This window comes from Sphaerisporangium viridialbum (assembly GCF_049674955.1).
GTDB classification, from domain to species: Bacteria; Actinomycetota; Actinomycetes; order Streptosporangiales; family Streptosporangiaceae; genus Sphaerisporangium; species Sphaerisporangium viridialbum.
The window spans coordinates 9,419,047-9,438,082 of sequence record NZ_CP187232.1; the positions used below are offsets into that span (position 1 = coordinate 9,419,047).

Sequence of the window (19,036 nt, forward strand, 5' to 3'; positions counted from 1 at the left end):
GGATGACACCACTATTGTTGCGCATGGAATCGGACCTCCATTGTCCGGTTCAAGGGGCTCGCCCGGCCTGCATTGCTGTGGCGGGCCCCGGCTTCCCGAAAGCTGCCTATTGGCGCACTGAGAAGGAGAGCGACACTCTTCGCTATTTATGCTGGTAAGAGAGTTGGGATGGATCGCCTAATACCTACAAGGCCCACATGCCCGATTGTTCGCTAAGATCCTAGATAGGCACCCAACGAGAAGCGCATTTCGGACATCGGTAATTACTACCCCAAACCACGAACATCTCGACTCCCGCGCGATCGTCCTTCCACAGTTTTTCTTTACGCTTCACACGTTTATAACCATGGTCGTAGGCTCCGACATAAGGCGCCGCACGCACCGCCAAATGTGAACGCGGCATCAACCTCGTGAATGTCTGTGAGGGATCGTGAACGGCAATCGCATGACAGCGCTCGAATTCTTCGCCAGGGAGCTTCGGCAGGCGCGCGAGGCCGCCGGCATGAGTCAGGCCCAGCTCGCCGCCGCGATCGTCGGCTACTCCCCGTCCTTCGTCGCCATGGTCGAGACCAGCCGCAGGGTGCCGAAACCCGACTTCGCAGAGCGCTGCGACCGCGTCCTGGAGACCAGCGGCATCCTTTCGCGCCTGACCGACGACCTGGTGTGCCGGGGGATGCCACCGGAGTGGCTGGGCAAATGGCTGCAGATCGAAGCCACGGCTACCTCACTGCTCTCGTACGAGCCGCTCCTCGTACCCGGTCTACTGCAGATCGGGCCGTACGCACGGGAGGTCATCGCCACATCCGGCAGGCCGTTCGACGTCGACGATCAGGTTGAAGCGCGCGTGGCGCGCCAGCGCATCCTGACCCTCGACAGCAGGCCGATGCTGGTCGTCGTACTCGACGAGGGCGTGCTCCACCGGCCGGTCGGCGGAGCACAGGTCATGCGTGACCAGCTCGCCCATCTGCTCGACGCCGCTCAACGACCGGAGGTTGTTATTCAGATTGTGCCGATTGAAGCCGGTGCCTATTCTGGCCTGGCCGGGCCCTTCGTCATCGCCGATTTCGGTGGCAGGGAGGTCGTCTACGTGGACAATGCCCTGAGCGGAGACGTCATCGAGCACGCACCCGACGTGGCGACCATGAAACGCCTATGGGAATCCCTGCGGGCCGAGGCGTTGCCGATGAAGCAATCGATCGAGCTGATGACAAAGGTGGCAGAGACATGGACCTGACAGACCAGCGCTGGCGCAAGTCCTCGTACAGCAGTGGCAACGGCGGTAATTGTGTCGAGGTCGCACCCCTCCCCGGCGGCATAGCCGTACGAGACAGCAAGAACCCCGCCGGTCCGATCCTCCGCTTCCCCTCGACCGAGTGGAACTCCTTCCTCTCCACCCTGAAGAACGGCAGCCTCGACGGCTAAGCCCCACGGCTCCCTGATCCCTCAGCAGAACCGCGCCGGTCCCGATACCGGGAGCGGCGCTCACGATGGTGGAGTGCTTTGCCGTACTGGTCGTCTCGTACGCCCAGTACGGATAGCGTTTCTCCATGAGGCCGTTTCTGGTGGAGCTACGCCTTTCACACTTCAAGACGTTTAACGAAGAACGGCCTTCATCCTTTCGTCCAGCAATGGTTCGCCGAGCACGTCGGCTGGATTCAAGGTCAGATCCGCGTCACTGGTGTACGCCGAACTGGCGAGCAGTACGTGCCCAGTGTGAAGGTGTACAGCCTGCGCGCCTACCAGGACCACCGCGTTAAGTTGCTCCTTGAGCGCTTCGAGCGCGTCGAGAAGCACGCGACGGGCCACCACGGTCAGTTCATGGCGATTCACACCTTCAGGGACGCGTGCCATGTTGCCTCCACAGCTGGAGCTCGATCACTTAAGGCAGTTCGAGCACTACGGTGCGTCACACCTTAATTGATCAAGACTTTCCATGCGCCACTGTTTCTCATGGTCACGCATGTGATCCAGGACCGCCTCGCCCGCTGCGGGCATACGTCCGGAACCGGACAGGCAGTCCAGTGCCAGCTGGCTCAATGCCACGTGCGGCAGGCCCTGGATCAGCCGTAGCCCGGTGAACATCACAGGATCTCTGGCTTCGATGAGCAAGACATCCGCCCCTTGGTCCACAGCGAGGAGCCCTTGCTCAGCGATCAGGTCGTTCTGGACGTCGCCACGCGTGTAGAGGACCGCTTGGCCGCCTATCGCGAGTGGAGCGACCGCTGCGGCGGCGACCGGGCCGGTCACGGCAACCGAAGGTCGCAGTATGGCACTTTCGAGAAACCAAGCAAGAGTTGCCAGTTACTGGCAACTCACCGGAACTGGCAACTCAAACGCCGACCTCGGTCCTCGCCCCGGAACCGCTTGGTAACGCTGCGGGAGCCCAGCTCGACCGCGTGAGTGCTCCATCGACAGATCGGGACCCACTCCTACCGGTCGGCCCAGACCCGCGTTCGGGCCGAGGCCTCAGCCGCTCAGAAGGCGGGCGCGGGCCGACGGGGACTATCCCCGTCCCGCAGGTTACAAGGCCGGGTTTCGGGAGGTCGCCGGGCAGAAGAGAGGTTCGAAGAGGTCGGTGAAGGTCTTCAGGAAGTCGTTCCAGTCGCCGTTCAGGTTGCTCACCAGCGTGTGAGTGCCCTGGCGGTTGCCCATCGCGTACGACATCGAGCCCTGGATGAAGCCGCCGCCGCCCCAGACCGTGACCCCGCACGAGAGCTTCTGGGAGTAGACGCCGAGGCCGTACCTGGTGTCCGGGACCCAGCCCGAGCCCTCCGTCGAGACGGTGGTGAACATCTCCTCTTGCTGGGCGGGCGGGAGGAGGCGGCCGCGCAGCAGGGCGCTCAGGAACCGGTGCAGGTCCGAGGTCGTCGAGATCATGCCGCCGGCGGCCCAGGCCCAGCTCAGGTCCATCTCGGTCACGTCGTGGATTTCCGCGTCGTGGCCGGTCTCGTCTTGCTTGGAGTAGTGGCGGGCGTGTGGGTCGCGGATGGTGTTGTCGGTGCCGGGGAGGTAGGTGCCCGTCAGGCGCAGCGGGCGGGCGATGCGGCGCTCGATCTCGTTCGCGAGGGTCGAGCCTGTCGCACGCTCAATGATCATTCCCGCCAGGTTGTAGTTGACCTTGGAGTAGATGAAGCGCTTGCCGGGCTCTTCGGCGCGCGGGGTCTCCTGGCCGGGGATGGCGTCGGGGAGTCCGCTTGTGTGGTTGAGCAACCGCCTGACGGTGATCTTGGTGCCGTCCGCGCCGGGGATGTACTCCTCCACCACGCCGGGCAGCCACTTGGCCACCGTGTCGTCCAGGGTCAGCTTGCCTTCGGCCACCAGTCGCAGAGCCACCGTGCCGACGAACGCCTTGGTGAAACTTCCGATGCGGAAATGCTCGCCCGGTTGGCGCTTGCGACCGGTCGTCATGTCGGCCACCCCTGCCGTGCCGAACCACGGTGTTGTGTGGCCGTCTCTGATCTCGGCGACGATGCCTGGGCCGCCGCCGTCGGCCACGGCCTGGTCGAGCACGCGCCGGATCTTGGCGTGGCCTCGGTCGCGGTCGGCTGCGGAGGCAGCGGAAGTCATCATGGCGGTCCCTGCACCGTCACGGCGACGAGCAGGCCCGCGCGGGCACCGAACATGGACAGTTGCCTCCTTGGGCACGGAAAGAAGGTTGGAGGGGGTGGGGCAGGCACGGCTATGCAGAAAAGGCGCTGTTCCGACAGGAGCCTGCGCACTCGTTACTCGGTGTCGTCGTCGGTGATGGTGTTGTGGACGCGGGTCAGCAGGTCGGAACGGTCGACGCCGGCCAGGGCCAGGGCGCGTGCCACCGTGCCGACCTCGCCCCGCAGGATTCCGAGCAGTACGTGCGCTGGTCGCAGGTCCTTCTTGCGGGAGACCGCGGCGAAGCCACGCTCAAGGGCGAGCTTGCCCGTCGCGCCCATGGTGGGCCGGCGCTTCAGCGTGGCGCTCGGCCGGGAGAGGCCGAAGGATGCGCGGGACACCCCGACGGTGGCCAGGCTGTGGTCGAACTCCCGGTCGAGAGCAGCCCGGGTCGCCTGGTGGTCGAGGCCGACGGAGGCCAGGACGCGCTGCGGGGCGGTGCCCTCCTGGGCCGCGACGGCGAGCAGGAGGTGCTGCGCCTCGACCGTGGCCGATCCGTGCCTCTGCGCCTCGACCCCTCCCTCCGTGAGGATCGTATGAAGGTATGCGTCGAACGTGCTCATGGTGAACGTCTCCTCAGCTTGACGCCTACGGCGATGAGCCGCTTGGCGTGCTTCCTGTGGACGGCCTGACGGGTCACGCCGAGCGCCTCGGCGACCTGTGGCCAGCTCCAACCCGCGCGCATCGCATGCTCGACGGCGGCGTCCTCCAGTTGGTCGGCCAGGCGCCGCAGCGCTCCTACGGCCGCCAGTTCGTCGGCGGGGTCCTGGGGGACGGGGATGTCACTCACGGGCATGTAAGCAACATTAATTGACTAATTCAGAATTAGTCAACACAAGTTGCTTAGAGAGAGCGGGCCCTCGCCGTCCAGCCGAGACGTCACCAGCACGGGCCCCCGCTGCTCCGAGATCCGCCTCCCACGGGTGAGGCGCCGGTCAGGGGTTTGCTGGGTGGGCGAACTACCTCAAAACCCGTGAACGGCGGTGGGGAGCCGACTAAGGTTCTGGACGACTGATCAAACGAGGAGTGGCAATGAGCGAGTACGCGGTGACCTTCGATTTGGTCGACGCCGACAAGGACGGGCTGATCTCGGCCGGGGAGCTGCTGCACCTCATGGAGGTGCTGGGCCAGCCGGTGACCGCCGAGGCCGCCGAGGCGGCGGTCCAGAAGCTCGATGTCGACGGCGACGGGCTCATCTCGCTCGAGGAGTTCTCCCACTACCTCAGCGCCACCAGCTAGGCCTGTTTCGCGGATCGGCGAAGCAGGTCACGATCCCGGGATAGGCGTGTCTAGGTGACATATCAGGCCGGTTCCTCCCGGGATAGACGTGTCTAGGCGGCGTACCGGGCCAGTTCCCAGGGGTCGTGGGCGCTCACGAGGCTCAGCGATCGCCCGCATCCTGGGCCCGCGGGCCGCGGCCGCGGCCAGTCCGTAACGCGCGCGACATCGTCGCGTCGCCCGCTACTAACCTCCTGTCTAATACGTCACAATTGGACGGTCTCCGACGGGAGGGCCAATTGGCGATCACATCAGACAACGAGCTCTGGGCCGCCGTACCGGCCGGTGTGGCGGGACGCCTCCGTCCCGTGATGAGCGATCTCGCCGATCAGATGATCTTCGAGATCCAGCGGCGCGTGCCCGAGTACGCCCGTCCCTCCGACGAGGTCTACATCAAGGTGCTGCGCATCGCCGTGGACGAGGCGCTCCAGCGGTTCCTCCGGCGCATCGAGCGGCCCCACGACCCGTGGGATCCCGAGGTGTTCCGCGCGATCGGCCGGGGCGAGGCCGCCGAGGGCCGCAACCTCGAACCCTTCCAGGCCGCCATGCGCCTCGGCGCGCGGGTGGCGTGGCACCGCCTCACCGAGCAGGCCGAGCGGCTCCGCCTCGACCCCAAGACGCTGTACGACCTGGGCGAGGCCATCTTCGTGTTCCTCGACCAGCTCGCCGACGCGGCGACCGACGGCTTCAACGAGGCCCGCGCCAACGCGGCGGGCGAGATCGAGCGCCGCCGCCACCGCCTGCTCGACCTGCTGCTCTCCCAGCCGCCCGCCTCCCCCGAAGCCATCGCCGACCTTGCCAGGACCGCAGGCTGGCGTCCGCCGAAGACCGTGGCCGGCGTGGCGCTCGAGGAACGCGGCGGCTACCGCGCGCCGTCGCTGCCTCCCGACGTGCTGGTGGGGCTGGACCGCCTGCATCCCTGCCTGATCGTCCCCGACCCGGACGGGCCGGGACAGGCGCGGATGCTGGAGACGGGACTGCGCGGCTGGCGGGCCGCCATCGGGCCCTCCGTGCCGCTGCTCAACGCCGCCACGTCACTACGGTGGGCCATGGAGGCGCTCACACTGGCCGATCGCGGGGTGCTGCCCGGGTCCGCGAGAGTGCTGCGCTGCGCCGAACACATGGCCACGCTCATCGTGTTCAAGGACGAGGAGCTGGTGAAGGCCCTGTCCGCGGTACGGCTCGCGCCCCTCGCGCACCTGCGGCCGAGCCGGCAGGACCGGCTGGCCGAGACCCTGCTCGCCTGGCTCCGCCACGGCCGGGGCGCCGGGGAGGTCGCCGCCCGCCTCCACATCCACCCGCAGACCGTGCGCTACCGGCTGCGGCAACTGGAGGAGCTGTACGGCGACCAGCTCGCCGACCCGGACATCCGCTTCGAACTGGAGATCGTCCTGCGCGCCCGCCAGGCGCTCAACCCCTGACCGCCACGAGCAGCGAACCGGTCGATTCGGAAAAATGGGAACCGGGGTCACGGGTGCGGCCAAGTACGGGGTGACCGCATCAGACCCCGGAGAGGACCCGCACGTGGTGAGTGCGCAGGCACTGCTCGACGGCTCCACCCTGGACGACTCCATCGTGATCGCACGTTCGCTGGAGCAGCCCGAGCTGTTCGCGATGGTGTTCGACCGGCATGCCGACGAGATCTTCCGATACGCCGCGAGACGGCTCGGAGCCGAGCCGGCCGAGGATGTGGTGGCGGAGGTGTTCCTCGTCGCGTTCCGCGGCCGGGCCCGCTACGACCGCTCGCGTCCCGACGCGAGGCCCTGGCTGTACGGCATCGCGACCAACGTGGGGTCGCAGCACCGCAGGGCCGAGCGCCGGCGTACCCAGGCCATGGCCAGGGTCACCGCCGACCGGCCCGGCTCGTTCGACGACCGGAGCGTCGACCGCGTCACCGCCGAACAGCTCCAGCCGCGGCTCGCCCGCGCGCTGTCCAAGCTGTCGTCGCGCGAGCGCGACCTGCTGCTCCTCGTGGCGTGGACCGACCTGAGCTACGAGGACGTCGCCCAGGCGCTTCGCATCCCCGTCGGCACGGTGCGCTCGCGCCTTCACCGCGTCCGGGTGAAACTCCGCCGGGCGCTCGGTGGCGTAGACCCCCTCACTTTGGAGCCCCAGCATGGATGACGAACTCAGACCTTTCGCCGACAACCGTCCGGCCGCACCGCCGTACCCGCCGGAGGCGCGTGAGGCCGCGCGCCGACGCCTGCTCTCGGAGGCGGCCGGCCGGCGCCGGTTCCGGCGGCCGAGGCTCGGGTGGCAGGCGGTGGGGGCCTTCGGGCTGACCGTGGCCCTGGTGGGCGGCCTCGGGGTCGCCCTGTCGTCGCGGACCGCTCCGGTCGCAGTGCCGGCGGGGGCCACCGCGACCGACCCGGCCTCCGAGTCCGAGGAGTCCGTGGAGGTGGCGCCTTCACAGGACGCCGCCGAACTGCTTCCGAAGCCGGGCCAGTACATCCTGGTGGAGTCGCAGACGATGTACACGTCCGAAAGCATGGGTGAGGGCGGGAAGCAGAGCCGCTACCTCTACCGGACCAAGCGGAAGATCTGGAAGCCGGTCGACGGGAACTCGAAGGGCCTGCTGTGGAGCGCCGGGCTGGCGCCCAAGCAGTGGCCCGGCTGGCCGCTGCCGGAGGAGGCGAAGCAGTGGCGGGGCGAGGGGTGGAGTGAGATCTCCGGGCACTGCCCCGGCTGGCCCGACGACACCCGCACCGACTACGCGTACCTGAGCACCCTGCCGACCGACGAGGCCGGGATGCGCGAGTACCTCTACAACCGGCCGCATGGCGACATCCCCGCCGATGACGGGGCGTTCGGGACAGCAGGCGACCTGCTGAGGGAGAACTACCTGCCGCGCGCCCAGAGGCAGGCACTCTTCGAGGCCACCAAGACGATCCCCGGCGTCGTGGTGACCGTGGGCGTCAAGGACTCGGCGGGACGCGAAGGCGTGGCGCTGGGCAGGCCTCGAAACGGCATCGCCACCATGCTCATCTTCGACCCGGAGACGTACATGTTCCTCGGGGAGCGCGGCACGGTCGTCGACGAGAAGGCCGCGGGCGCACCGGTGGGGAGCGTCATGGCCCTGACCGCGCAGCTGAAGGTCTCCGTGACCGACGAGCTGCCGCAGGCGGAGGGGGCCTCGAAGGACAGCAGTTGCGAGATGCAGGAGCAGCTCCCCACGCCGACGCCGACCGGCACCGAGCCCACGACGCCCACGCCGACGCCGACCGGCACCGAGCTCACGACGCCCACCGGTGCCGCACCGACGACGCCGCCCCCGACGTCGTAGGAGACGAGCCGGCCTGGCGGCAGATCCCAGCAGAACGGCCCGCACCGCGTGGAGACGCGGTGCGGGCCGTCGCGCGTTTCGAAGGACCTGGAATCGTTTCGCCCGCGGCTCAGTTGCATGGTGCAGGCCCCCGAAAAACGGCCAAACCCTACTAATAATGTAGGATTCCGACTCCACGCGGGTCGCCCCCATATACGCGGCCGCGCAGGCCGTCGACCAGGAGAAACAGTGAACAGGAAGACGACGTCGCTCTTCGGCGCCGCCATCGCGCTCGCGCTCGCCCTCACCGCCTGCGGCGGCGCAGGTGGCGACTCGGGAACGCAGAGCACCTCGCCGGCGGGCTCGTCCGACACGGAAGCGACGATCGGCATCGGATCGCTCTACGAGCCGCAGAACCTGGACAACACCGCGGGCGGCGGCCAGGGCACGACCGAGGCGTTCAACGGCAACGTCTACGAAGGCCTGTTCAGGCTCACCGACGACGGCAAGGTCGAGAACCTCCTGGCCAAGGACTACAAGGTCGGTTCCGACGGCCTGACCTACACCTTCACGCTGCGGGACGACGTGAAGTTCCACTCGGGCGAGCCGCTCACCTCCGCCGACGTGAAGTACAGCATCGAGAAGGTCACCGCGGACGGCTCGCAGTCCGCCCGCAAGAGCAGCTTCGCCGTCATCAAGAAGATCGAGACTCCGGACGACCACACGGTCACCGTGACGCTGTCGAGCAAGTCCATCTCGTTCGTGTACAACCTCAGCTACATCTGGATCATCAACGACCAGGCGAAGGACCTCGCGACGACCGAGGACGGCACCGGCCCGTACAAGCTCGGCACGTGGAAGCGCGGCGCCTCGCTGAGCCTGGACCGGTTCCCCGGCTACTGGGGCACGGCGGCCGCCAACAAGCAGGTGGTGTTCCACTACTACACCGACGCGACGGCGCTGAACAACGCCCTGCTCACCAACGCGGTCGACGTCGTGACCAGCGAGCAGAGCCCGGACACGCTCGCGCAGTTCACCAACAACGCGAACTACAAGGTGAACAACGGACACTCGACGACCAAGCTGCTGCTGGCGTTCAACGACCGCAAGGCGCCGTTCGACAAGCCGCTCGTCCGCAAGGCCGTGACCTCCGCGATCGACAACAAGAAGCTGCTCAGCTCCATCTGGGGCGAGTACGGCACGCTGATCGGCTCGATGGTGCCGCCCACCGACCCGTGGTACGAGGACCTCACCAAGGTCAACCCGTACGACGTGGACCTCGCCAAGAAGCAGCTCGCCGACGCGGGGTACGCCGACGGGTTCAGCTTCACGCTCGACACCCCGAACTACGACCCGCACCCCACCGCGGCGACGTTCATCAAATCCGAGCTGGCCAAGGTCGGCATCACCGTGAACATCAACGTCATCACGGCCGACGAGTGGTACACCAAGGTCTACAAGAACCGCGACTTCGCCGCCACGATGCAGGAGCACGTCAACGACCGCGACGTCGTCTGGTACGGCGACCCCGACTTCTACTGGGGCTACGACAACCCGCAGGTCACCGCGTGGGTGAAGGAGGCCGAGGAGTCGGACACCGCCGAGGCGCAGACCGAGCTGCTGAAGAAGGTCAACCAGCAGGTCGCCGCCGACGCCGCCAGCGACTGGCTCTACCTCTACCCGCAGATCGTCGTCGCGTCGTCCAAGCTGTCGGGCTATCCCCTGAACGGCCTGAACTCCCAGTTCTACGCGTACGGCATCAAGAAGGCCTGACCCGGCACCTCCCGCCCCGGCCCGGGCCTGTACGGCCCGCCGGGGCGCGGGCGTGTCCTCCTGATCGATCGGCTTGTCATGACCACCTACCTGCTGCGGCGCGTGGCCTTCCTGGTCATCTCGCTGCTGCTGGCCAGCACGGTGCTGTTCCTGCTGCTGCGCCTGCTTCCCGGCGACCCGGCCAACTCGCTGCTGTCGGTCGGAGCCTCGCCCGAGCAGATCGCGGCCGCGCGCCACCGGATCGGGTCGGACCGCCCGCTGCCCGAACAGTTCGTCACCTGGCTCGGGCAGATGGCGACGTTCGACCTCGGCACGTCGTTCGTCAGCAGCCTTCCCGTCGGCCCCGAGATCGCCTCGCGCCTGGTGGTGACCGTCCCGCTCACACTGCTGGCGTTCCTCCTCGCCGTCGTGGTCGCCGTCCCGGTCGGGTTCGTCGCGGCCCACCGGTCGAACCGCTGGTACGGGCCGCTGCTCAACGGGATATCGCAGCTCGGCATCGCCGTCCCGGTCTTCTGGGTGGGAATGCTGCTGATCACCGCGTTCGCGCTGTACTTCCAGATCCTTCCCGCAGGCGGTTTCCCGCAGGACGACTGGGCCGACCCCGCCGACGCGCTCACCTCGCTCGCCCTGCCCGTCGTCACCATCGCCCTCGTCATGTCCGCCTCGCTCATCAGGTACGTGCGCTCGGCCACCGTGGACGTGCTGGACAGCGACTACCTGCGGACGTTCCGGGCGCTGGGCTCGTCGTTCACCATGGCGATGTGGCGCCACGGCCTGCGCAACGCGGCCGTGCCCGTCGTCTCGATCATGGGCATCGAGCTGGCCACGACGTTCCTCGGCGCGGTGGTGGTCGAGAGCGTGTTCGCCCTGCCGGGGCTCGGCAGCATGCTGGCCAAGGCGATCGCGCAGCATGACTACCCGATCGTCCAGGGCGTCCTGTTCGTCAGCACCTTCGGCGTGCTGGTGATCGGTTTCCTCGCCGACCTGGTCCAGCGCCTGATCGACCCGCGCCTGCGCGGCACCCTGTCACGGAGCGCCCGATGAGCCACCCGCACACCGCCGGCCCCCTCAAGGCGGCCGATCCGGCACCAGCCGGTCGCCGTCGCCGCTCCGCGACCCTGGTGATCGGTTGCGTGCTGGCCGGCGCGATCGTCGCGGTGGCGGTCGTCTCGCTGTTCTGGGTGCCGTTCGCGCCCGAGGACACCTCGGGCGGGCGGCTCGCGCCCCCCGGCCCGCCCCACCTGCTCGGCACGGACAAGCTCGGCCGCGACCTGCTGACCCAGCTCATGATCGGGGCCCGGGTGGCGCTGACGGCCGGCGCCGGCTCCGTGGCGCTCGGCGGGCTCCTCGGCGTCGCCGCCGGCCTGCTCGCCGGGTTCGCCACCCGGTGGCTGGACGACACGATCTCGGCCCTGCTCGACATCCTGATCGCCTTCCCCACCCTCCTGCTCGCCATGCTGGTGGTGGCGGCGCGGGACGCGTCCCTCACCTCGGCCATCCTGGCGATCGGGCTCGCGATGTCGGCGATCGTCGCGCGGCTGACCCGCGTGCTCGTCAAGCGGGTGCTGGCCCAGGACTTCATCACCGCGTCGCGCACGTCGGGAACCTCCTGGCCGCGCGTGGTGGCCGAGCACGTCCTTCCCAACATCTGGCCGACGCTGCTGGTCAACCTCGCGCTGCAGCTCGGCCTCGCCGTGCTGGCCGAGGCGAGCCTGTCGTACCTCGGGCTCGGGGCGCCGCCGCCGAACGCCTCGTGGGGACGGATGCTGCAGGAGGCCCAGGCGACCGTGCTGACCGCGCCGCTCGGGGCGATCGCGCCCGGCGTGCTCCTGGTCGTGCTGGTCGTCGGGGTGAACCTCGTCGCCGACGGCCTCAGGGACGTGGCCGACCCGACCCGGCGGAGGACCCGATGAGCCTGCTCGACGTCACCGAGCTCACAGTGAGGTCGGCGGACGGCCGCGCGCTCGTCTCCGGCGTGTCGTTCACGATGGAGCCGGGCGCCCGCCTCGGCCTGATCGGGGAGTCCGGTTCCGGCAAGTCGCTGACCGCGCTCGCGATCATGGGGCTGACCCCCGCCGGGATGACCGTGTCGGGCAGCGTGGTGCTGGACGCCCCCGGGCTCGTACGGACCGAGGTCGTGGGCGCGGCGGAGCGGCGGCTGAACGGGCTGCGCGGCCGGGCCGCGACCATCGTCTTCCAGGAGCCGCTCACCGCCCTGGACCCGCTGATGAGGGTCGGCGGCCAGCTCGCCGAGCCCTTCCGGCGCGTACGCGGGCTGCGGGGCGCCGCCCTTCGCAAGGCGGTCATCGCGGCGCTCGAAGAGGTGCGGCTGACCGACCCCGGCCGCATCGCGAAGGCCTACCCGCACGAGATCTCCGGTGGCCAGCGCCAGCGGGTGGCGATCGCCATGGCCCTCGCCTGCGAACCGGCCCTGCTGATCGCCGACGAGCCCACCACGGCCCTCGACGTGACGGTCCAGGCCGAGGTGCTGGCGCTGCTGGACGGCCTGGTCTCCGCGCGCGGGATGGCGCTGCTGTTCATCAGCCACGACCTCGCGGTCGTGTCGGCCGTGACCGACCACGTGCTCGTGCTCAAGGACGGCGTGGCCGTGGAGTCCGGGCGCGTTCTCGACATCGTCAGCACGCCGCGCCATCCGTACACCCGTGACCTGGTGGGCAGCGCGCGGCAACTCGACAGCGCGCTCGATTGGAGCCAACGTTGACCCCGGCCATCCTTGAGGCACGCCAGGTGGGCTTCGCCTACCGCGGCGCCGCGCCCGTGCTGTCGGACATCTCCCTCGCGGTCACGCCCGGCCGGAGCGTGGCGCTGGTCGGCGAGTCGGGCGCGGGAAAGACCACCCTGCTGCGCCTGCTCCTCGGGCTCGCGCGGCCGACCGACGGGCAGATCCTGTTCGACGGCGCGGAACTCTCACCTCGGGGGCGAGGCCGGATGCGGGCCTTCCGGCGCAGCGTGCAGACCGTGTTCCAGGACCCGTACTCCTCGCTCGACCCCCGGCAGCGTGTGGGCAGGATCGTCGCGGAACCGCTGCGCTCGCTTGGCCTGCTCACGGCCCCCCGCACCCAGGGAGACCCAGCCAACGTACGTGTCGCCGCCGCGCTGGACGCGGTGGGGCTTCCGGCGGACGCCGCCCGCCGCTACCCGCACGAGTTCTCCGGCGGGCAGCGCCAGCGCATCGCCATCGCGCGGGCCATCGTGTGCGAGCCGCGCGTGCTGCTCGCCGACGAGCCCGTCAGCGCCCTGGACGTCTCGACCCGGGTGCGCATCGTTGACCTGCTGGCCGAACTGCGGGAGACGCGCGGCCTGACCGTGGTCATGGTGTCGCACGACCTCGCCGTGGTGGCGACGCTGTGCGGGCACACCGCCGTGCTGGAACGGGGCCGGATCGTCGAGCAGGGCGACACCGCCGCCGTGCTCGGCTCTCCTCGTCATCCTTACACCCGCCGTCTGGTCGACAGCGTGCCGCGCCTTCCCCCGCGCATCCAGGCCTAGTCGGTGACGTAGACCTGGCTGAACACCTCGGACAGCTTCTTGACGTCCTCGGCGATGCCGACCTCGGGCGAAGCCGGGTTGAACATCGTGGTCAGGCGGCGCTGGAGCGGCTCCAGCTTGCCGAGCTGCTCCCAGGCGGGCGTCGAGGCGAGGCCCGAGCCCATCACGCGGTACGTCGCGCCCGTGCCGTCCTGCCAGCGGGTCCAGAGGTTGACCGTCGCGGCGCCGTCCTTCAGCGGGGTGGTGATGCGCTCCTGCGCCGCCGTGGCCGCCTGCTCGGCGGTGAGCGGTGAGGCGTTCTTGCCCGCCAGCCCGGCGTCCTCGGCCGCGATCTGCGCGAGCGTGTCCCAGGCGAGGGTCTTGACCTTGCTCCACTGGTTGCGCTGCGCCTGCTGCGGAGTGATGTTCCAGGTGGCGTACGCGGTCGAGAGGAGGCCGGCGTCGAGCGCGAGCTGGTCGACCGAGCCGGAGGTGAGCAGCGGCTCGATGTTCTTCGGCGCGAGCAGCGGATACTTCTTGGTCATCTCGGCCTTGCACAGGTCGCTGTTGCCGCAGCCGAACTCCGGCACCACCGTGTGGACGCCGAGCTTCTTGCCGGGGGCCACCTGGTGCAGCGCGCCGGCGGCGGCCGTGACGAACGACTGCATCTCCTCCGGCGTCTTCACCGCGCCGTTGTAGCCGAGCTGCGAGGTGAACCGGATGCCGACGACGCCCGGCTGCGCGGCGAGCGCGCCGGCCTTCCTGACGGCGGCGGCGAAGGCGGCGGTGCCGGCCTTGTACTCGTCGAGGAGCTCGGTGTCCACCCACACCCGCATGCCGCTCGCGGCGGCGGCGGCGATCGCCCGCCCTGCGGCGGTCTGCGCGGCGGCGGCGATCTCCTCGGGGGTCACCGAGCAGGTCTCGCCGGCGGTCTGGCAGGCGGGCGGCGTGTTGTCGTCCTGGTAGCCCTCGGGCGCGGGGTCTCCCTCGCCGTGGGCCTGGCCGTCACCCTCGCCGTCGGCGCTGCAGGCCTCCACCGTGCAGTCGATCCACCCGACGGGGTACTCGCTGGCCCCCTTGAGCTTGGCTCCGTCGTCCTTGGCCCAGAACCGCACGATGTCGAGCGCGTCCTGGGGGGTCGGAGCCATCCAGAAGCACTGCGGGTCGGACTGCGAGCCACCGTTGGTGACGTTCTTACACTCGTCGGCGCCGTCCTCGGAGAACGCCGTGGCGGCCGGGATGCCCACCGCGAGCACGGTGAGTGCGGCGCTGAGGGCGAGGGCTCTCCTGATTCGCATCAAGCGTCTCCTTGGGCGGAGCGAAATGAATAGTGATCGCCCGTAAACGATCGAAACGACTGTATCGGGCGTATCTTTACTCGACCAGTGGCTCAGCGGGATTCATTGACCGGCGAATATGCCGATATCGGCCCTCACCTCGCATGATCCTCTCGGGCACCACCGGGCGAACGCGAAAATTCTCTCTCCCGTACGGCCCCCGCAACCGGGCGTTACGGACACCGCACGCGTCCTGGGAGGCCACCCGCGCCGACTCGCACGTGGTGTCACCTCGCATAATCGGGAGATGCGCGATCACAAGGGGAGCCCGGAGTCGGCCCAGACCCTGGAGCGGGGGCTCAGGCTGCTCCGGCTGCTCGCCGACGGCCACCGAGGGCGCACCCCCACGGAGCTGGCGCAGGAGCTGGAGCTGAGCCGCCCGATCGTCTACCGGCTGCTCACCACCCTCCAGAACGAGGGCTTCGCCCGTCGGGACGCCGAGGGACGCGCCCATCTGGGCTTCGGCGTCCTCGCGCTGGCCAGGGCCGTGCAGCCCCTGCTGCGAGCCGCCGCGCTCCCCGCCCTGCGCCGCCTCGCCGAGGAGACCGGCGCCACGGCGCACCTGACGGCGGCCGAGGGAGACGAGGGGCTGGCGATCGCCGTGGTGGAGCCGACCTGGACGGACATGCACGTCGCCTACCGCGAGGGCTCGCGCCATCCGCTCTCGCGCGGGGCGGCGGGGCTGGCGATCCTGGCCCTGCGCGAGGGCCGCACGGACTACCTGGTCACCGAGGGGCAGCTCCAGGAGGGCGCGCGCGGCATCGCGGCCCCGCTGCCCGGCCTGCCGTGGCTGGAGGCGTCCGTGGGCATCGTGACGTTCGGCGCCATCGACGCCGCCATCCTCGGCCCCCGCGTCTCCGCCGCCGCCGCCGAGCTCCGCCGGGCCCTCGAATGAGCGTGCGGGGTCTGACCTGCCCGCGTGAGATTGACATCGTCGGCGCGATGGCGGATCGTCGTACGTATAGAGGACAATGCTGTCCGATATGCGTACACAGGAGGGCCGATGCCGTACTACCGCACCGTCGGCGAGGTGCCGCGCAAACGGCATATCCAGTTCAAGAAGCCTGATGGCGGGCTGTACGCGGAGGAGTTGATGGGGGAGGAAGGCTTCTCCTCCGACTCCTCGCTGCTGTACCACCGCCACCTGCCGACCGCGATCGTCAAGGCGGAGGCGGTGGCCGACGGCACGCGAGCCGGCCTCTCGCCGAACCTCCCGCTGTCCCCGCGCCATTTCCGCACCCAGGATCTTCCCTCGGGCGGTGATCTCGTCACCGGCCGGCGGCCGCTGGCGGGCAACGCGGACGTCCGATTGTCGTACGCCGCCGCCGACCGGCCGAGCGAGCTCTACCGCGACTCCAAGGGCGATGAGTGCGTCTACGTCGCGAGCGGCCGGGTGCGCTTCGAGTCCACGTACGGGGTGATCGAGGCCGGGGAGGGCGACTACGTCGTGATCCCCACCGGCACGATCCACCGCTGGGTGCCGCTCGACGGCACCACGGTGCGGGCCCTCGCCATCGAAGCGTCCGGGCACATCCGGCCCCCGAAGCGCTACCTGTCGCAGTACGGCCAGTTCCTGGAGCACGCGCCCTACTCCGAGCGCGACCTGCGGGCGCCCGGCGAGCCGCTGATCGTGGAGGAATCCGAGACGCCCGTCCTGGTCAGGACCCGAGGCGGCCTGACCAGGCTGACCTACGCGCACCACCCGTTCGACGTGGTCGGCTGGGACGGCTACCTCTACCCGTACGCCTTCAACATCGCCGACTTCGAGCCGATCGTGAAGCGCACGCACGCGCCGCCGCCCGTCCACCAGACCTTCGAGGGGCCGGGCTTCGTCATCTGCTCGTTCTGCCCCCGGCCGCTGGACTTCCATCCCGACGCCGTGCCGATCCCGTACAACCACCACAACGTCGACTCCGACGAGTTCATGTTCTACGCGGGCGGCGACTACACCGCGCGCAAGGGCTCGGGCATCGACGTCGGGTCCATCTCCCTGCATCCGGCCGGCTTCACGCACGGCCCGCAGCCGGGCGCCGTCGAGGCCGCCGTCGACGCGGTGCGGCGGGGCATGACGGTCACCAGTGAGCTGGCCGTGATGGTCGACACCTTCCGGCCGCTCGACCTCGGCGACGCCGCGCTGTCCTGCGAGGACCCGGGGTACGCCTGGACGTGGGCCCGATGACCCGTCCCGGCACGAGCCCGCTGTTCACCGCTCTGGTCGACGACGCCGGGCTGTTCCCTCCCGCGCTGCTGCCGATGTCGGACGCGGTCGCCCGGCACTACGCCGACGAGGACGCCGGAAGCCCGGTGCTCAGCCACCGGTTCCTCTGCCAGGCCAGCCGCCTGCACGAGCTGCGCGCGCATCTGACCCGGCCCATCAGGGTGGGGCTCATCATCGACACGCCCGACTTCCCCCGCCTCGACCTGCTCGGCGAGGGCGAGCTCGCCGGCATCGACGTCGAGCTGGTGGAGACGGCCCTTCCGCCGGGTTCGAGCATCGCCGAGGTGGTCGAGCGCGTCCGTCCGAGGAACTCCGGCGCGCGGCTGTTCGTCGAGGTGCCGCCCACCGACCTCCACGAGGTGCCCGAGGGGGTGGGGCTGAAGGTCCGCTGCGGGGGGCTCACGCCCGAGCTGTTCCCCTCCACGCACGAGCTGGGCGTCTTCATCCGCAACTGCGTCGAGCGGAACATCCCGTTCAAGGCGACCGCCGGCCTGCACCACGCGGTCCGCCACCCCGATCCTGGCCTCGGCGTCTACCGGCACGGCTTCCTCAACATCCTGATGGCCGTGTGCGCGGCCGTCGAGGGCCGTGACCCCGTCCGGGTGCTCGACCTCATGGACAAGCGCGAGCTGGTGGAGCTGGCGCGGGCCGTGCCGCACGAGACCGCGCGGCGGGCCAGGGAGCTGCTGGTCTCCTACGGCTCGTGCAACACATTCACACCCATCGACGACCTGGCCCGGCTCGGCCTGGCCGACCACCACCGGAGGCCGGCGGCGGCCGTCAAAGAGGAGATCGTGACCACCAGCTGGGTACCCGGAGCCGACGCGTCCGCCTACACCGTGGCGAACCTGCCCTACGGCGTGTTCTCCCGCCCCGGGCACGCTCCCCGCGCCTGCGCGCGCATCGGCGACCACGTTCTCGACCTGGCGCCCGCCCTGCACGACGAGGTGTTCGCCACCGGGAGCCTCAACGGCTTCCTGGCCCGGGGCCGTAGGGCCTGGCGGGACACCCGGCGCCGCATCCAGCGCCTGCTCTCGGCGGAGGCCGGTGAGGCGTCGGCGAACCGCGCGGCGACCGAGCCCCACCTCATCCCGCTGCACCAGGTGCGGCTCCACATGCCGATCGAGGTCGGCGACTACGTCGACTTCTACTGTTCGCTGGAGCACGCGACCAACCTCGGCCGCATGTTCAGGCCCGGTGAGAACCCCCTCAAGCCCAACTGGCGCCACCTGCCGGTCGGGTACCACGGCCGGTCGGGCACCGTCGTGGTCTCCGGCACCCCGATCACCCGTCCCCGTGGCCAGCGCGCCCCCGCGCACGGCGACATGCCGGTATTCGGGCCGTCCGTGAAGCTCGACATCGAGGCCGAGCTGGGGTTCGTCGTCGGGGCGCCGACCCGCTTCGGCGAGAGCGCGGGAGACTTCGCCGATCACGTCTTCGGGGTCACGCTGGTGAACGACTGGAGCGCCCGTGACATCCAGGCGTGGGAGTACGTCCCGCTCGGGCCGTTCCTCGGCAAGTCGTTCGCCACCTCGATCTCCGCGTGGATCACTCCGCTGGAGGCCCTCGAACACGCCCGCGTGCCCGGACGGGCGCAGGATCCCGAGCCGCTGGGCTACCTTGCCAGGCGGGAGCCGTGGGGTCTCGACCTCACGCTCGGCGTGGAGCTCAACGGCGAGTCGATCTCCAGCCCGCCGTACCGCGAGATGTACTGGACGCCCGACCAGATGCTCGCCCACATGAGCGTCAACGGCGCCTCCCTGCGCACGGGCGACCTGTTCGCCAGCGGCACGGTCTCCGGGCCCGAGCAGGGTCAGCGGGGGTCGCTGATCGAGATCACCTGGAACGGCACCGAGTCCGTCAAGCTCTCGGACGGCCAGACGCGGGCCTTCCTCGAAGACGGCGACACGGTGCGCATCACCGCGACGGCCCCCGGCCCCGGCGGCACGGAGATCGCGCTGGGCGAGGTGACGGGCACGATCCTTCCCGCACGAAACTGACCCCTCTCAGGGCTTGATCACTCGGTGTGCCCGT

20 protein-coding genes are annotated in these 19,036 nt (G+C 69.6%); 14 read left to right on the forward strand and 6 right to left on the reverse strand.

Features of this window, described 5'->3' with window-relative positions; translation table 11 throughout:
• The first annotated feature begins 430 nt into the window (after positions 1-430).
• Both ACOZ38_RS42395 and ACOZ38_RS42400 read left to right on the forward strand, forming a co-directional pair.
• The gene (locus ACOZ38_RS42395; RefSeq protein ID WP_424536487.1) at positions 431-1,234 is read left to right on the forward strand and encodes a helix-turn-helix domain-containing protein; all 804 of its coding nucleotides are present in this window, start codon (positions 431-433) and stop codon (positions 1,232-1,234) included.
• The gene (locus tag ACOZ38_RS42400) at positions 1,225-1,422 is read left to right on the forward strand and encodes a DUF397 domain-containing protein (RefSeq protein WP_424536488.1); all 198 of its coding nucleotides are present in this window, start codon (positions 1,225-1,227) and stop codon (positions 1,420-1,422) included. Before ACOZ38_RS42395 ends, ACOZ38_RS42400 begins: the two co-directional genes overlap by 10 nt.
• 171 nt (positions 1,423-1,593) lie before the next feature.
• Here the strand turns inward: ACOZ38_RS42400 and ACOZ38_RS42405 are convergent, their stop codons facing one another.
• The 5 genes from ACOZ38_RS42405 to ACOZ38_RS42425 all read right to left on the reverse strand — a co-directional run bounded on the left by ACOZ38_RS42405 (position 1,594) and on the right by ACOZ38_RS42425 (position 4,441).
• Positions 1,594-1,851: a hypothetical protein gene (locus ACOZ38_RS42405; protein ID WP_424536489.1), complete on the reverse strand. Its 258-nt coding sequence runs from the start codon at positions 1,849-1,851 to the stop codon at positions 1,594-1,596.
• Positions 1,852-1,896: 45 nt separating this feature from the next.
• Positions 1,897-2,247, reverse strand: a complete 351-nt coding sequence (locus tag ACOZ38_RS42410) for a hypothetical protein (RefSeq protein ID WP_424536490.1) — start codon at positions 2,245-2,247, stop codon at positions 1,897-1,899.
• 273 nt (positions 2,248-2,520) lie between these two features.
• Positions 2,521-3,570: a serine hydrolase domain-containing protein gene (locus tag ACOZ38_RS42415; RefSeq protein ID WP_424536491.1), complete on the reverse strand. Its 1,050-nt coding sequence runs from the start codon at positions 3,568-3,570 to the stop codon at positions 2,521-2,523.
• A gap of 152 nt (positions 3,571-3,722) precedes the next feature.
• Entirely contained in the window at positions 3,723-4,208 is a 486-nt protein-coding gene (locus tag ACOZ38_RS42420; protein WP_424536492.1) for a Clp protease N-terminal domain-containing protein, read from the reverse strand.
• The gene (locus tag ACOZ38_RS42425) at positions 4,205-4,441 is read right to left on the reverse strand and encodes a hypothetical protein (RefSeq protein ID WP_405142143.1); all 237 of its coding nucleotides are present in this window, start codon (positions 4,439-4,441) and stop codon (positions 4,205-4,207) included. Before ACOZ38_RS42425 ends, ACOZ38_RS42420 begins: the two co-directional genes overlap by 4 nt.
• A gap of 236 nt (positions 4,442-4,677) precedes the next feature.
• Between ACOZ38_RS42425 and ACOZ38_RS42430 the strand changes: the two genes are divergently transcribed.
• The 9 genes from ACOZ38_RS42430 to ACOZ38_RS42470 all read left to right on the forward strand — a co-directional run bounded on the left by ACOZ38_RS42430 (position 4,678) and on the right by ACOZ38_RS42470 (position 13,468).
• Positions 4,678-4,884 carry an EF-hand domain-containing protein gene (locus tag ACOZ38_RS42430; protein ID WP_405142145.1) on the forward strand — a complete coding sequence of 69 codons (207 nt, stop codon included), beginning with the start codon at positions 4,678-4,680 and terminating at the stop codon, positions 4,882-4,884.
• A 278-nt stretch (positions 4,885-5,162) separates the two neighbouring features.
• The gene (locus ACOZ38_RS42435; RefSeq protein ID WP_424536493.1) at positions 5,163-6,344 is read left to right on the forward strand and encodes a helix-turn-helix domain-containing protein; all 1,182 of its coding nucleotides are present in this window, start codon (positions 5,163-5,165) and stop codon (positions 6,342-6,344) included.
• A 34-nt stretch (positions 6,345-6,378) separates the two neighbouring features.
• Positions 6,379-7,047, forward strand: coding sequence for an RNA polymerase sigma factor (locus tag ACOZ38_RS42440; RefSeq protein ID WP_424536494.1), 669 nt, complete (start codon positions 6,379-6,381; stop codon positions 7,045-7,047).
• Complete coding sequence (locus tag ACOZ38_RS42445) at positions 7,040-8,206, forward strand: CU044_5270 family protein (RefSeq protein ID WP_424536495.1); 1,167 nt, start codon at positions 7,040-7,042, stop codon at positions 8,204-8,206. Before ACOZ38_RS42440 ends, ACOZ38_RS42445 begins: the two co-directional genes overlap by 8 nt.
• Positions 8,207-8,434: 228 nt before the next feature.
• Complete coding sequence (locus tag ACOZ38_RS42450) at positions 8,435-9,958, forward strand: ABC transporter substrate-binding protein (protein WP_424536496.1); 1,524 nt, start codon at positions 8,435-8,437, stop codon at positions 9,956-9,958.
• Between the two features lie 78 nt (positions 9,959-10,036).
• Positions 10,037-11,002 (forward strand): ABC transporter permease, encoded by a 966-nt coding sequence (locus ACOZ38_RS42455; protein ID WP_424536497.1) that lies wholly within the window; start codon positions 10,037-10,039, stop codon positions 11,000-11,002.
• Positions 10,999-11,871 carry an ABC transporter permease gene (locus tag ACOZ38_RS42460; protein WP_424536498.1) on the forward strand — a complete coding sequence of 291 codons (873 nt, stop codon included), beginning with the start codon at positions 10,999-11,001 and terminating at the stop codon, positions 11,869-11,871. The genes ACOZ38_RS42455 and ACOZ38_RS42460 overlap by 4 nt, the downstream gene beginning before the upstream one ends.
• Positions 11,868-12,680: an ATP-binding cassette domain-containing protein gene (locus ACOZ38_RS42465; protein ID WP_424536499.1), complete on the forward strand. Its 813-nt coding sequence runs from the start codon at positions 11,868-11,870 to the stop codon at positions 12,678-12,680. The genes ACOZ38_RS42460 and ACOZ38_RS42465 overlap by 4 nt, the downstream gene beginning before the upstream one ends.
• Positions 12,677-13,468 carry an ABC transporter ATP-binding protein gene (locus tag ACOZ38_RS42470; RefSeq protein WP_424536500.1) on the forward strand — a complete coding sequence of 264 codons (792 nt, stop codon included), beginning with the start codon at positions 12,677-12,679 and terminating at the stop codon, positions 13,466-13,468. Before ACOZ38_RS42465 ends, ACOZ38_RS42470 begins: the two co-directional genes overlap by 4 nt.
• Here ACOZ38_RS42470 and ACOZ38_RS42475 read toward each other — a convergent pair.
• On the reverse strand, positions 13,465-14,745 hold the full coding sequence (locus ACOZ38_RS42475; RefSeq protein WP_424536501.1) for a hypothetical protein: 1,281 nt from the start codon (positions 14,743-14,745) through the stop codon (positions 13,465-13,467). The two genes, ACOZ38_RS42470 and ACOZ38_RS42475, sit on opposite strands and share 4 nt — an antisense overlap.
• 286 nt (positions 14,746-15,031) lie before the next feature.
• Between ACOZ38_RS42475 and ACOZ38_RS42480 the strand changes: the two genes are divergently transcribed.
• The 3 genes from ACOZ38_RS42480 (at position 15,032) to fahA (ending at position 19,002) form a co-directional block, all read left to right on the forward strand.
• Positions 15,032-15,679: a helix-turn-helix domain-containing protein gene (locus tag ACOZ38_RS42480; protein WP_424536502.1), complete on the forward strand. Its 648-nt coding sequence runs from the start codon at positions 15,032-15,034 to the stop codon at positions 15,677-15,679.
• Between the two features lie 108 nt (positions 15,680-15,787).
• Entirely contained in the window at positions 15,788-16,963 is a 1,176-nt protein-coding gene (locus ACOZ38_RS42485; RefSeq protein WP_424536503.1) for a homogentisate 1,2-dioxygenase, read from the forward strand.
• Positions 16,964-17,796: 833 nt separating this feature from the next.
• Complete coding sequence (gene fahA, locus ACOZ38_RS42490; protein WP_424537192.1) at positions 17,797-19,002, forward strand: fumarylacetoacetase; 1,206 nt, start codon at positions 17,797-17,799, stop codon at positions 19,000-19,002.
• The last annotated feature ends 34 nt before the right edge of the window (positions 19,003-19,036 follow it).